This window comes from Meishania litoralis (genome assembly GCF_042611095.1).
Taxonomy (GTDB): domain Bacteria; phylum Bacteroidota; class Bacteroidia; order Flavobacteriales; family Flavobacteriaceae; genus Meishania; species Meishania litoralis.
In genome coordinates, this window is the sequence record NZ_JBHFPV010000004.1 from 212219 (window position 1) to 226500 (window position 14282).

The 14282-nt window shown below is 45.2% G+C and carries 9 protein-coding genes; 3 read left to right on the forward strand and 6 right to left on the reverse strand.

The genetic code is table 11. From position 1 onward, the window contains the following. Positions 1–157: 157 nt before the first annotated feature. The 6 genes from ACEZ3G_RS14575 to ACEZ3G_RS14600 all read right to left on the reverse strand — a co-directional run bounded on the left by ACEZ3G_RS14575 (position 158) and on the right by ACEZ3G_RS14600 (position 11717). Positions 158–919, reverse strand: a complete 762-nt coding sequence (locus ACEZ3G_RS14575; RefSeq protein ID WP_432426248.1) for a M48 family metalloprotease — start codon at positions 917–919, stop codon at positions 158–160. A 40-nt stretch (positions 920–959) separates the two neighbouring features. After that, positions 960–1700, reverse strand: coding sequence for a M15 family metallopeptidase (locus ACEZ3G_RS14580; protein WP_432426249.1), 741 nt, complete (start codon positions 1698–1700; stop codon positions 960–962). 158 nt (positions 1701–1858) lie between these two features. Beyond that, positions 1859–3028: a gliding motility-associated C-terminal domain-containing protein gene (locus ACEZ3G_RS14585; RefSeq protein WP_432426250.1), complete on the reverse strand. Its 1170-nt coding sequence runs from the start codon at positions 3026–3028 to the stop codon at positions 1859–1861. Between the two features lie 4 nt (positions 3029–3032). Continuing rightward, on the reverse strand, positions 3033–7007 hold the full coding sequence (locus ACEZ3G_RS14590) for a hypothetical protein (RefSeq protein WP_432426251.1): 3975 nt from the start codon (positions 7005–7007) through the stop codon (positions 3033–3035). Positions 7008–7173: 166 nt separating this feature from the next. Next, complete coding sequence (locus ACEZ3G_RS14595) at positions 7174–8322, reverse strand: gliding motility-associated C-terminal domain-containing protein (RefSeq protein ID WP_432426252.1); 1149 nt, start codon at positions 8320–8322, stop codon at positions 7174–7176. Beyond that, the gene (locus tag ACEZ3G_RS14600) at positions 8319–11717 is read right to left on the reverse strand and encodes a beta strand repeat-containing protein (protein ID WP_432426253.1); all 3399 of its coding nucleotides are present in this window, start codon (positions 11715–11717) and stop codon (positions 8319–8321) included. The genes ACEZ3G_RS14595 and ACEZ3G_RS14600 overlap by 4 nt, the downstream gene beginning before the upstream one ends. A 348-nt stretch (positions 11718–12065) precedes the next feature. On the opposite strand from ACEZ3G_RS14600, the gene ACEZ3G_RS14605 reads away from it, so the two are divergent. The 3 genes from ACEZ3G_RS14605 (at position 12066) to ACEZ3G_RS14615 (ending at position 14222) form a co-directional block, all read left to right on the forward strand. Continuing rightward, the gene (locus ACEZ3G_RS14605) at positions 12066–12806 is read left to right on the forward strand and encodes a carboxypeptidase-like regulatory domain-containing protein (protein WP_432426254.1); all 741 of its coding nucleotides are present in this window, start codon (positions 12066–12068) and stop codon (positions 12804–12806) included. Then, positions 12793–13593 carry a carboxypeptidase-like regulatory domain-containing protein gene (locus tag ACEZ3G_RS14610; protein WP_432426255.1) on the forward strand — a complete coding sequence of 267 codons (801 nt, stop codon included), beginning with the start codon at positions 12793–12795 and terminating at the stop codon, positions 13591–13593. Before ACEZ3G_RS14605 ends, ACEZ3G_RS14610 begins: the two co-directional genes overlap by 14 nt. Before the next feature lie 122 nt (positions 13594–13715). Then, positions 13716–14222: a DUF6702 family protein gene (locus tag ACEZ3G_RS14615; protein ID WP_432426256.1), complete on the forward strand. Its 507-nt coding sequence runs from the start codon at positions 13716–13718 to the stop codon at positions 14220–14222. Positions 14223–14282 lie beyond the last annotated feature (60 nt).

Consider the following 14282-nt stretch of genomic DNA (forward strand, 5'->3'; position numbering starts at 1 on the left):
AGGGTTAAATTTGAGGCACTAAAGACCGGGGATTTCCAAATATAGCCAAAATTGGCAAAGAATTACTTCTAAGGCCTTATTTTAACAGGAAAAAGCAGGTTTATACGATAAAAGGCCAATAGTATCGATGTTCAGTATTTAATATGAATCTTAGCGCTTAGCCTCCGTACTTTGCGATTGCCTCCTTTATCTTTTCGATCCGATTTTCGGGATCAGGGTGTGTACTTTGAAATTCTGGAACGCGATTGGGCCCGCTGGCGGACTTAAGAATTTCCATCACTCTTATCATTTCCCGTGGATCGTAGCCTGACCGGATCATAAGCAAAACACCTAGATCATCACTTTCGAGCTCATCGCCCCTACCATTTTTGAGCAGCGTGTTTTGACCGATGCCACTGACGAGCCCTCCCATGTCACCACCTACCGAGGCGCCCATGGTCAAGGTCCTCCAAAAGTCGCTTTCGGCAATGCGTTCGGCAGAATGCCTACCTATAACATGGCCAATTTCGTGGCCCAAGACCCCCGCTAGTTGAGCTTCGTTAAGTTGTGAAAAAAGGGCGTAGGTGATGAATATCTGTCCTCCTGGAAGCGCGAACGCATTGATGGTGCGTTCATCGGCCAATAGGTGAAAATCGTACTGGTATGGGGTTTCCCGGGCCATACTATTGTTGACCAGCTTGTTGCCCACCGCATCTACAAAGGTCTGTAACCGCTCATCAGGGTATAGTCCGCCATGTTGTTGGGCCATTTCAGGGGCGCTTTGAAGGCCTATGGCAATTTCTTGTTCGGCGGTCATGTTTATAGTTTGTACACGGCCTGTGTACTCATTGGTCTCTTTGCTATTGCAACGTTTGATGAAAGCAAAGGCCACAATGGCAAGTCCGATCAGAATACGGATTTTCCAACTACTTCTTCTCATTTTTGTTAGTGTTCGTATTGAAGTTCAAGATACAAAACCGTTATAATAGGTCAGTATTAATATCCAAAATATTATTGCGTATATACGATTTGACAAAACCGTTCGTAAAATGTTCTATGCCCATAAATTCTTCGCGTTCGAGTAAGGCTTGTATATTCTTACTTCGAAATGCCGTCAGCATCGGAATCGAAATTGGTGCGTAGCTATAGTGCCATGGTTCATATTTGAACCCTTTTCTTTTTGGGTCGTCGGTATATACCAAATGAAAATCGAATTTTTTCGAGTTTTCATCCATCCATTTTTTTAAATCCTCGAACGGCCCCCCTGCCTCAAATTTTTCGGGTACGAGCACATCACCTTCGGTTTTTCGATATCCGTCGATAATATCTATATCGGTGCCCCAGTGATGCCTACTTGTTCCGGGTATGGTCGAATATTCGATAATCTTGTCGATAGCGGCAATGGGTTCCATGCCGTCTTCATCGGTATATCTTTGATACTTGCCTTCCCAAATGGCCTCTTGGCGGTAAAAATCTCTGTAACTCGATACTATTTTTATGTCGATACCATCGCTGTAGGCGGCTTTTTTCATTTCCAAGAATGCATCATGGGCCGGCTTGCGAAGATTTATTCCTTCTCCGTACAGGTCGACATTGGCTTTTCCCATAAGTTCCGTTATGCTAAATTCATTCTCCTGGATTTGCGAAAAAGAAAGCGTGGGTGCCGCGCCAAACGCGACTAACGAAATGCCCCCGGTCTTAATAAATGATCTTCTCTTCATGGATGTTTTTTACCTTGTGGAAACTTTATTTAACACTATCAAAAAGGTTGCCAATTTTTGATGGTTCGTTGGAAGTTCTAAAATTAAGGAAATAAACCTATTTCGCGATAATTTTTGACAATGTAAGAATAGCTTTTGAAGGAGTAGAAAGTAAAAAATCAGTTTTTCACCTTTGAGGAGATATATAGATAACCTTGATGTTTTTGTCTTAGATTGACAAAGGTGATAATGTAGAAGTAGATTCCTGAGGCCAGGCCTGATTCCCTGCCGATCACCGAATTTCTGTTCGATACACCATTGAACTCATTTTGATAGTTCTTTTTGGAATAGACCAATACGCCGTATCGGTCAAAGATTTGGATCGTATTGTTCGGAGAGTTTTCGATTCCGTCAAATACGAGAAAGTCGTTTTGCCCATCTCCATTTGGGGTCATAAAATAGTTGTCCAATTCAATGGTGGAGAATGATTCCAATTTGTCATCGTTTCCACCAAGTGTGATGATTTCATATTCGTTCGGAACAAATTCTTCGGAAGTTACCGAACCATATGACATTTCACCTTGAACATCGGTATTCCCCAGGTTTATCCACTTCTTTTGTTTTTTGTTCCATCCGACTACCTTGATGTCACTTATGTAGGTGGCAAAAGTATTTATATCGCTCCAATCATCCCATGTTAGTGTCACAGTGGTGGGCAGCGCACCTTCTAGGTGCCAAAATTCCTTTTCACTTATCGCCAGAAATTCGGAGTCCTTGCTCGAGGTCTTATAGCTTTTAGAGAATGTCGATGGCGTATTCGGGCTTTCATAAAAATATGCGCATTTCACCAAAGGATTAATTACCATCGAAGAAATGGTCAACGGTCTAAGGCGTTCATCGTCGCCTACCGGAAACGTAAATGTAGATTTATTGGTTATAGCTGCATATCCATCGATAAGGGAAACATCGTTTTCCCCAACGTAAAAGGCATTGTCGATGAAGTTGGGAAATATATCTGTATTGTTTCTAGGGGTTACAACGTCTCCGGTAATTAAATTGCCATTGTTAATGACCCCGATACCGGTATCGAGATAAAGTCCATTGTCGACTACGATCTCGGTGTCGTAAAAGACAGGGGCGAAGGCACCTGAAACCGTCATGGACCTATCGTACCCATAAAAACCGATGAGGCCTTTGTTCTGATCAAAACTCCCATCGTTTATTAAGTCCGTATGAAATCCGACGGCACCGGATTCATGAAGTTGCATTGATCCATAATTATGTATGGCGTCTTGTGCATTGACCAGGTAACCCAAGCAAAAAAAGAATAAGATGATTCTTGTTCGCATGGCGCTATCTTAATTTGTTGATTATAAAACTGGATTCTCCAGCTCCACTGAATCGCACCGTACCGGAATTTGCCTCTCTAAACATGATTATTGATATGACGTCGTTGGCACTCAATTGTAATATTTCACTCACATGAATGCTGGATTGTTCATGTCCGCCTGCATATCTGATGTAGCCTGAAGCGGCGTTTGCTCCAATAGGAGTTCCGTTTATGGCAATACGCGCATTGGCATTGGTTCTTTGTTCGGATGACGCGCTTGAGTTGATTCCTTCTAGCGATAAATTGGCCCTGATGTCATATCTTCCAGATTCTTTGACGATCAAGGTATTGCCGCTTACCTGGTACAGGTTGTTTCCGTCGTCTTTATAATCTTGGTTCCCAAAAATAGGAGCGACCGTATTGTTTACGTTAAGATCGGTGCTGGTATTCGAATTTGTCCATCGGGCGCCATAATTCACTTTGGATCTTTTCAGAACCCCGGTGGCATCGGCAGCTATTATGTTATCTGAATCTACTGCATTGCCCAAAGTTCGTATTCTTGCATTCCCGTTTACATCCAATTGCTCAGAAGGAGCATTTGTATTGATTCCGACCTGACCTCCATTTTCAAGAAATAGACGATAATCCGCAACATTGGATTCCACAAAATTCAAACCGTTGGCAAGAAGGTTCCAGTGCCATTTTGGCGTACCTGTATTATCTTGAAATGCAAGTACATCAACACCGTTTGCCTTGATTACAAGAGGATGATTGTTGAATGTCCGTGCTTGATTGATAAGCACCTGACCCTTGTTTTGAACCAATCTAATTTTTTCGGAATTATTTGATTTTAAAACAAGGTCTTGGCCATCTGTTGTTCCAATAAAGTTGGTCGTAGCATTCGTGCCATTGTTGCCCAATAGCTCCCAAGAGGGATTCGCAGCATCTCCTTTTTCACCTTTCTCGCCTTGGATGCCCTGTGGACCTACGTCTCCCTGGTCACCCTTGTCACCTTTATCTCCTTGGATACCTTGGATTCCTTGGTCGCCCTGGTCACCTTTCTCTCCTTGGATACCCTGGGGGCCAACATCGCCTTGGTCGCCCTGGTCTCCCTTGTCACCTTTCTTGCCTTGGATACCTTGGACCCCTTGATCGCCCTGGTCACCCTTATCGCCTTTTTCACCTTGGATACCTTGGATACCTTGGATTCCTTGGTCACCCTTGTCGCCTTTCTCTCCTTGGATTCCCTGTGGACCGACATCGCCTTGGTCACCCTTGTCACCTTTATCTCCTTGGATACCTTGGATTCCTTGGTCGCCCTGGTCACCTTTCTCTCCTTGGATACCCTGGGGGCCAACATCGCCTTGGTCGCCCTGGTCTCCCTTGTCACCTTTCTTGCCTTGGATACCTTGGACCCCTTGATCGCCCTGGTCACCCTTATCGCCTTTTTCACCTTGGATACCTTGGATACCTTGGATTCCTTGGTCACCCTTGTCACCTTTTTCACCTTGTATTCCCTGTGGACCTACGTCACCTTGGTCTCCCTTGTCACCTTTCTCGCCTTGGATACCTTGGACCCCTTGATCGCCCTGGTCACCCTTATCGCCTTTTTCACCTTGGATACCCTGGATTCCTTGATCGCCCTTTTCGCCTTTCTCACCTTGGATTCCCTGGTCACCCTTGTCACCTTTTTCACCTAGTATTCCCTGTGGACCTACGTCTCCTTGGTCACCCTTGTCTCCTTTTTCTCCCTGGACACCTTGGTCGCCCTGATCACCTTTTTCACCTTGTATTCCCTGGGGCCCTACGTCCCCTTGGTCTCCTTTCTCCCCTTGGATCCCCTGTGGACCTACGTCACCTTGGTCTCCCTTGTCACCTTTCTCGCCTTGGATACCTTGGACCCCTTGATCGCCCTGGTCACCCTTATCGCCTTTTTCACCTTGGATACCCTGGATTCCTTGATCGCCTTGGTCGCCCTTTTCACCCTGGATACCTTGGTCTCCCTTGTCTCCTTTCTCTCCCTGGATACCCTGGATCCCTTGATCGCCCTGGTCACCCTTGTCGCCTTTCTCGCCCTGGATACCTTGATCGCCCTGGTCACCCTTATCGCCTTTTTCACCTTGGATTCCCTGAGGACCTACGTCACCCTGGTCGCCTTGGTCTCCCTTGTCGCCTTTTTCGCCTTGGATACCTTGGACCCCTTGATCGCCCTGGTCACCCTTATCGCCTTTTTCACCTTGGATACCTTGGATACCTTGGATTCCTTGGTCACCCTTTTCGCCTTTCTCTCCTTGGATACCCTGTATCCCTTGGTCACCCTTTTCGCCTTTCTCACCTTGGATTCCCTGGTCGCCTTTGTCACCTTTCTCTCCTTGGATTCCCTGCGGACCTACGTCGCCTTGGTCTCCCTTTTCTCCTTGGATACCTTGGATGCCCTGCGGACCTACGTCGCCTTGGTCTCCCTTATCGCCTTTCTCTCCCTGGATTCCCTGCGGACCTACATCTCCTTGGTCACCTTTCTCGCCTTGGATACCCTGTGGGCCTACGTCGCCCTGATCACCCTTGTCACCTTTCTCTCCTTGGATGCCCTGTGGACCTACGTCTCCCTGATCACCCTTGTCACCTTTTTCACCTTTCTCTCCTTGGATACCCTGTGGACCGACATCGCCTTGGTCTCCTTTCTCCCCTTGGATACCTTGTATCCCTTGGTCACCCTTGTCACCTTTCTCTCCCTGGATACCTTGGATTCCTTGGTCGCCCTGGTCGCCTTTCTGGCCTTGGATGCCCTGTGGGCCAACATCTCCTTGGTCGCCCTTGTCACCTTTTTCCCCCTGGATACCCTGGGGGCCAACATCGCCCTTGTCTCCTTTCTCACCTTGGATTCCCGGTGGACCTACGTCTCCTTGGTCACCCTTGTCGCCTTTCTCTCCTTGGATTCCCTGTGGACCTACGTCTCCTTGGTCTCCCTTTTCTCCTTGAATACCTTGTATCCCTTGGTCGCCCTGGTCACCCTTTTCACCTTGGATTCCCTGTGGACCTACGTCTCCTTGGTCACCCTTGTCACCTTTCTCTCCTTGGATACCCTGTATCCCTTGGTCGCCTTGGTCTCCTTTCTCACCTTGGATGCCCTGCGGACCTACGTCTCCTTGGTCGCCCTTGTCACCTTTCTCTCCCTGGATACCTTGGATTCCTTGGTCACCCTTGTCACCTTGAATACCTTGTATCCCTTGGTCGCCTTGGTCTCCTTTCTCCCCTTGGATTCCTTGGTCACCCTGGTCGCCTTTCTCACCTTGGACACCTTGGTCTCCTTTCTCCCCTTGGATTCCTTGGTCACCCTGGTCGCCTTTCTCACCTTGGACACCTTGGTCTCCCTTGTCACCTTTCTCCCCTTGGATGCCCTGTGGACCTACTTCCCCTTGGTCACCCTTGTCACCTTTTTCGCCTTGGATACCCTGTGGGCCTACGTCGCCCTGGTCACCCTTTTCCCCTTGGATACCCTGTATCCCTTGGTCACCCTTTTCTCCCTTTATCCCTTGGATTCCCTGGTCACCTTTCTCTCCTTGGATACCTTGTATCCCTTGGTCGCCTTGGTCACCCTTTTCACCTTTCTCGCCTTGTATTCCTTGTGGGCCTGTCAGATTTTGGGAGGTAAACGAGGTGCCATCGGAATAATTTATGGTAAAGGTGCCATTACCATTATTTACAAATGAAAAAGTTCCTTGATTAGAGCTTTGGCAAAGGTTGTTCCATTGCATTCCATCGTAATAATGAATGCATTTTGTATCGGTATTATAGACCATAGCACCACGAAGTGGAACAATGTTCTGCATTTGGTTCGTGGTCAGTCGTGTCAAGACCAAAGCTTTTGAAGTACTTTCCATTTCTACGATCGAAGTGGGATCGATGGAATTTGGATTTTCACCAATTTTTAACTGTGCGGTCGCCACATTTATGTAGGCAAAGAAGAGCAATAACAGCCCAAGTTTTTTTAAGTCCATTTTAGATAAGATTTGGATCGGTTATCTAATCAAGAAGTAAAATTAGATGCTGGCACTCAAAATCACCATTAAATGTTGTAAGCGCCTTCTAAAATGTTGTAAAATGAGAATTGAAGACCAATCGCCTAAGAATATGGCCTTTAAACGAGGACATTATCGGGAAAATTTATCGGGTCAAGTAGAAAAACCCTTGAAAATCCAACCCGACATCTTTCATTGAAACGACGTAAAAATAGACCCCTGACGGAAGCCCTTTTTCCCTTTGGATCACAAAATCGCCCGTATTGGCAAAACCTTTAAATTCATTGGTGTAATTTACCTGTTCGAACACCTTCACTCCAAAGCGATCGTAGATGAAAAGTTCATTGTTCGGCGACTGTTCCAATTCCGCAATTTCAAGAAAGTCGTTGATGCCGTCACCATTGGCGGAGACCAAATAATTGTCAAGGTTCAACAATTCTACGGGCTCACCGGCACCGGCAAATGTGATGGCCCTGAAATTGTCAGGAATGAACTCGGCCGAGGTTACAAAACCTTGGGAAAGATCCCCTGCCTGCCCGGTGACACCCAGACTTATCCATTGGTTCGTACTTTTGCTAAACCCAACGGGGATTATCGTGCTCACGTCATCGGTGAGGGCGGCCATAGCGCTACGTTCGTTCCAACTGATGCTTATTGTTGAGGGCACCTCACCTTCCAACCTCCAAAATTCGACCGGACTTATAACACCGATATTGCTTGCTTTTCGCGTGGTATCAAAGCCATTGTCCAAACTTGGCGGATTATTCGGGTTCTCGGCAAAATAGGCACATTTGGCCAAAGTATTGATTCCCGAAGAAGTAAGTATCAAGGGGCGCAGCTGCTCAAAATCGCCAACCGGGAAGGTAAAGTTCTGTTGACCATTGATACTGGCATAACCATCGACCTTATTGAAATCGCCTTCACCGGTATAAAAGGCGTTTTCAAGAAAATTTAAGGCAATACCCGATTGTATTCGAGGCGAAAAGACGTTGCCGTCGATAAAATTGACGTTATTGACCACATTGACCGTGGTATTGAGCGTTGTACCAATGCGCGTATCGTACTCGACATCAAAAAAGGTAGGGGGGAAGGCCCCGAAAATATCTCGGAATTCATTGCCGTAAAACCCGGCCAACCCAAGATTCTCGTCGAAGACACCATCGTTGATCAGGTCGGTATGAAAGCCGATCTGCCCGTTTTCATGAATTCGTATATTCCCCTGATTATAAAAGGCGGGTTGGGCATTGGCGAGAATGCCTACTGAAAGAAATAGAATGTTCAGTATCGCTTTCAATTCGATTTTTTTATCAGGTTTTTTATAGCCTCCAATTCTTTTTTGAGAGCGATAAGTTCGTTAGAAATCGTTTGGTTTTCTTTTTGTAACTGTTTGATCTTGTTTTCTTGTTCTATGGTATGAAGAAATAATTCTTCTATTTTTTCAAGATTCTGTATGTTGGACTCACTGAGGTTCCAAGAACCCTCTTTTTTGACTTGAGCGGCCGATTTAATGCCAGGCAGGTGGTGGTATTTTTTTACAAAAGCTTCAATTTCTTCAAGGCTTTGAAAATCGTAACTATCATTCAATATTGAATTGCCCAAAAAGTATTTTTGAAAAACATAGTCAGGATGAACAGGTATACCACCAACAGTAACTGGGCCGTTAACGGTAAGATTTCCTGTGGTAACAATGTTTTGGGCGCCAAAATCCGGATTAACTCTTGTTCCATCGATGCTGCCAACAGGCAAAGAGGTCGCATCGAAAGCAAATGTGTTGCCAACGAGTGATATCCCGATACCAGCCGTATATGTTGTATCATCATCGATATCATCTGAAAAACCTGTCGGGATGTTTATAATATTGCTCCAATCGACTGAAATAGAGCTTCCATCTAAGGAAAAAGTGGTACCTGAAAGTGTCAACCCAGCGCCAGCTGAATAAGTTGTATCGTCGTCGGTATCGTCGGCAAAACCCGCAGGTACATTTATTAGGGTGTTCCAGTCGGGAGTTATCGATGAATTATCGAAGGCGAATGTCGTACCTGTGAGTGTAAGTCCTGCACCAGCGGTGTATTGAGTGTTGTCATCGATATTGTCAGCAAAACCAGCTGGAATATTGGTTATGGTTGTCCAGTCAGCATTCCCTACAGCGGGCGAGTTAATCCACTCCACGCCTGCGCCGGTCGAAGATAAAATTTGGCCTGCGGTTCCAGCATTTCCATTTATATCTCTGAGTTCATCTTCTAATTCCAGACTGCCAAAGGCCGTTATTTCCAGACCATTTCCTACGGATTCCGCCAAGCGCATCATTTCTTGTCCACCGGCACTAAAACTCAGTTCATCCTCGGCATTTCTATACATTCCCGTATTCGTGTCATTGTTGGTATAAAAACCGTAACCGGGATTTCCAACTGTGCCTTCTGTAGAGGCGAAACCATTGGACGCTGTTATTTGTCCATCAACATCAAATTTGGACCTTATAGAAGCTGGTCCGGAGTTTCCAAAATCACCAACTCCCACATTTCCTGATCCCGAAAATATTAACTCTTGCCCATTTAAATCATAAGTTCGGTTCTGACCGACCAGTTGCGTGAGGTTAGTATTGGAGAGGTTTTGACCCCCGGAGACACTGGCTATTTGGTTGTCTACATACGTTTTGACCGCATTTTGCGAGGGGTAATCCGTATCGGAATTTCCAAGAGCGATGTCGGTAGACTTATTGGCTAAATCTTCTTTCAAGGCCAAAGCAGCTGAATTTGCCGCCGTAACCGTTACCAAGGCCGAGTCATCATAAAGTGCCCCACCATCTGTACCTGGAGAAATCGAATTAGGGGTATCTGTACTGACGATTGTTCCAGCGGATACAACTTGTGCGTCTACGTATGCCTTTGTAGTTGCGTCTCCTGGGTCGATGGGTGTTCCAATGTTCTTTATGGGTGCCCCACCAGCATCGTTGCCATCGGTTAGGACCTCTGCCAAGTTCTGGATCTCGTTTCCGGGGTCATTGTCCGGGTCGTCGTAAAGCGCTCCTCCATCGATGCCCGCGGTAATCGAGTTTGGAACATCCGTACTTACTATAATCTGGTTAGAAGCCGCTATTGCTGCGGCTAATTCGATATCGGTCGCAAACACGGGATTGAGGTCTACGGTTGGTTGAATGGTAGCTCCTTCCGCGATGTCAAGACCCGTACCGTTCAGGGCAAAACTCGTTATCAATTCATCGTTAGGATTTGCGGCACCACCTGTTGAAATACCATCGATTTCTGTCTGTAGTTCTTCAATGGCCGTTTGTACATCAAAACTGGTTGTATTTCCCGTCGGGGTAAAAGTCACATCCGAGGCAGCGGGATTTCCTGATGCGGGCAAATCGACCCAAGCAACGTCGGTACCCCCTACGTTTGTTCTGAGAATTTGATTTGATGCACCAGGGGCAATTTTAAGATTGGTGACGCTACGATCCGCATAGTCAGCAGTGGTTAAAGTTCCATCGAGAATATCCTCAGATAGAATTGTTTCATTGGCAATTCGCGCAGAATTGATGGCATTATTGGCTATTTGAAATTCATTTCCCAACGAACCGTCCCCAATAATTGTATTCTGATCGGCAAGTTGGGTAGAACCCGAACCACCAGCTAATGAACTGAGATCTGCCTCGTTATTCCCAGTGGCTGGATTTGTCAATGTCAATATATTGGTGGCAGGGTTAAAAGCAAGGTCTGTGAGTTCATCGGTTGTATTTTCGGTACCTCCGGCCAAAGCTCCTAAATTAGTATCGAATACATTACCGCCTTCGGTTATCCTCAGAACATTTGTAGAGGTGATGAATTCTACGTCGGTAATCAACTCGTCATTCGGGTTGCCTCCCCCGGCTGTAATAGCAGCCAAAATCTCCGCATCGACATATCTTTTGTTCGTGGCATCCTGTGGCGCCTGTGGATCCTCCAATCCCCGAATTAAATCTCCTGCTATATTGCCCTGAGCCAAAACCTGTTGTAAAGTGGGGTCGACGAGAGCATTGATTGCATCCGTATTCGATTGAATACCATTGGCCAAGTCGGTATCGTCAAAAAAGGCCCCCCCATTATTTGTGATCGCATTGTTGGCCGCCGTGCTGACAATATTGGCGTTGGTAATAAAACCCGCATCATTGGTAAAGTCCGTCAGACCGATATTGGCATTATCAAGAGCGAAGGCCCCGACCGAGTTTTCCGATAATTTATCTTGGGTCACTGAATTGTTCTGCAACTTTCCGGGCCCGATGGATCCATTTTGAATATCCACTCCGTTTATCCCGCCATCGACGATCATTTCGCTTCGAATACTGTTTTCGGCAATCTCAATATTGGTGCCATCGGCCGAAGGGGTCAGCGCAATTGTCGGAATATCATGAATGATCGGGTCGGCCGTAATATTGGCAGTTCCGTTGTTTTCGCAAAGGTTTACCCATTGGTTTCCGTCATAATAGTGTACGCATTCAACATCGGTATTGTAGACCAGTGCACCTCGAAGGGGCATAATCGCATTCATTTCCGCGGTGCTTACCCGGGTAATGACCAATACCCTTTCACGACTTTCCAACTCCAAAACCGAGCTGGGGTCAATGATCTGCGGATTATCGCCGATTTTTATTTGTCCGTAGATCGTACAGCAAAACAGCAGTCCGAGAAGGGCGGGAATGTTGTACATTTTCATAGCGTGCTTGTTTATAAAGTAATGGTCGAACGGGTGTTTGTCAAAAAATCAAGAATGTATATTAAGGTTTTTTAATCAACCAAAAACAAACGATTTGCCGTTAAAAACCAAACGAAACAAAAATAGAATTATCTAGTCATTTACCTAGTTTTCAGCCCCAAAATATAACTATCAATGGGTAAAGTGAACGGAATCTTCGACAAACGGACATGCCATTATAATAGAATCTTATAACCGTTGATCGCGGTGAAAAAATTCTGTGAAAAACAAATTAACAAAAGTTTAGTGGCTTCGTTTTTTTTATCGGCTTAACTTGTATTTTCTTTATCAACCAGAACTTTATAATACATGAGACGATTACTACTCCTTTTATTTTTGACCGGTGCGATAAATGTTCATGCCCAAGATGATCGTCGTTTGCTGCGAGGTCAGGTGCTCTACAGAAATATTAGCGTGCCCAACGAAAATGTCATCAATGTTACTTCAGAGGCCGGCACCATAACCAATGATAGGGGTGAATTTGCGATTGCCGTCAAAGAAGGTGACGAACTTGCCTTTACTGCGGTCAATTATCAATTGATGGTCGTCAAAATTACAAACGACATTCTTCAAAAGAACCGACTTGTGGTCGAAGTCAACGAAAAAGTGACCGAATTGGACGAGGTCGTGGTAACTCCCGATGACCCTGAGCGCTTTATTCAGGTCAAGAACGAAGAGCTGAAAGAATTCGAATACGAGCAAGATCGTTCGACGGAAGTCGAAAACATCGCGATGCCACGTACGGGAAACATTCTGCGCGATGGTTTGAACCTCAAGAATTTATTTAAGGTATTGTTGAAAACCAATAAAGAAAAAGCTGCACCAGGCCCCAAGTTAAAGGTGAGCGAGGTGCTCAGGCATGTTTATGACGATGCTTTTTTTGTGCTCGACCTGAAAATACCCCAAGACAAAATCGATGCCTTTTTGCTCTATTGCGACGCCCAGGCGCCCGAGCAAGAATTGCTAAGGCAAGATCACGAGTTTCAGTTGATTGATTTTTTGGTTACCCAGAGCAAGAATTTTCGTGAAACCCTAGATGACGAAAAGTAAAGTACTTCCATGGGTTGTTATTTTGTTCACCACTTGCTTGAGTGGGCAAACTTTGTTGTCAGGTAGGCTAGAGGGCCGTGTCTATAGTGCCAATGCCGATGTGGCCGCCACACATGTTCTGAACACGACCATGCAACGGGCAACGATTACCGACGAAAACGGATTTTTCTCCATATCTGCCAATTTGAACGACACGATCGTTTTTTCGGCGGTCCAATTCAAAAGGAAGGAAATTGTGGTGAGTGCCGATATGCTAAAAAGCAAAATGTTGTCGATACCTTTGGAAGAAGCGTTGACCGAGCTCGACGAAGTGGTGATCATGCCCTATAACCTGACAGGTAATATGTCGAGGGATGTTGAGCGTATAGGTACGGATAAAGAAGTGGTGACCGCTTCTACCTTAGGTCTGCCCAACGCTTATGCATGGGTGCCGACGAAGGCTGAAAGGGAGCTGTTCGAGGCCACTTCAGGAAGTGGACTGCTACCTCTAAATCCGATTTTGAACGGTATTTCAGGGCGCACCAAAATGTTGAAAAGACGCGTTGCAAGAAACAATACGTACGCCCGTACCCAGCGGGTACGCGAAATGTATGCCGATTCACTTTTTCGGATCGATTTTCAGATTCCTCAGGACAAGATTTCCGATTTTATGTATTTCTGTGAGATCGATTCCATTTTTCAGTCCACGGTAGATACCCATGACCGTTTGAAAATATGGGACTATATGCGAAAACGGAGTGTAACCTATCGTGAAAACAATAACCTCCAAGAATCTTCAAAAGATTAGATTTTTATATAATATCGTGATTAGACCTAATTCATAGTTTTTGGCAGTCGTGTAATCGAACTGAACTACTTCACCAATTTGGCATGGCAATTGTTTATTTTAGCGATGTGTAAATTGATTCTATGACGACCTTTAAGAAAAGTTTTCTGATTCTGATGTTGCCCTTAATGGCCTTCACCGCCGCCCATAAATTCTATCTGAGCGTAACCCATGTAGGCTATTCCGAAAAAGATGATGCGCTGCAAATAACCACACGTCTTTTTATCGATGACATGGAAAAACTACTGGACGAACGTTATGGACTTAAGGCTCAGTTGGGTACCGATGTCGAATCGAAATCGGCCGACGAGTATCTGGAAAAATATTTTAGAACAAAACTCTTGTTCGAAATTGACGGGCAACCGGCCGAATATCAGTTTTTGGGGAAGAAGTACGATACCGATATGCTGATATGCTACTTTGAAATTCCTAAAATCGGTATGGATAAAATAAAGTCGATTCAAATACAGAATGAAATACTTACCGATCTTTTTGATGAGCAGCAGAATGTAGTGCACTTCAAAATAAAAGAAAAGAAAAAAAGCTTCGTATTGATCAAATCTGATACTAAAGGAATGTTAAACTTATAACATTAGCTTAACAATTTCTTAAAAAACCATTATTTTTCACAGCTTTAAAAATCAAATAAA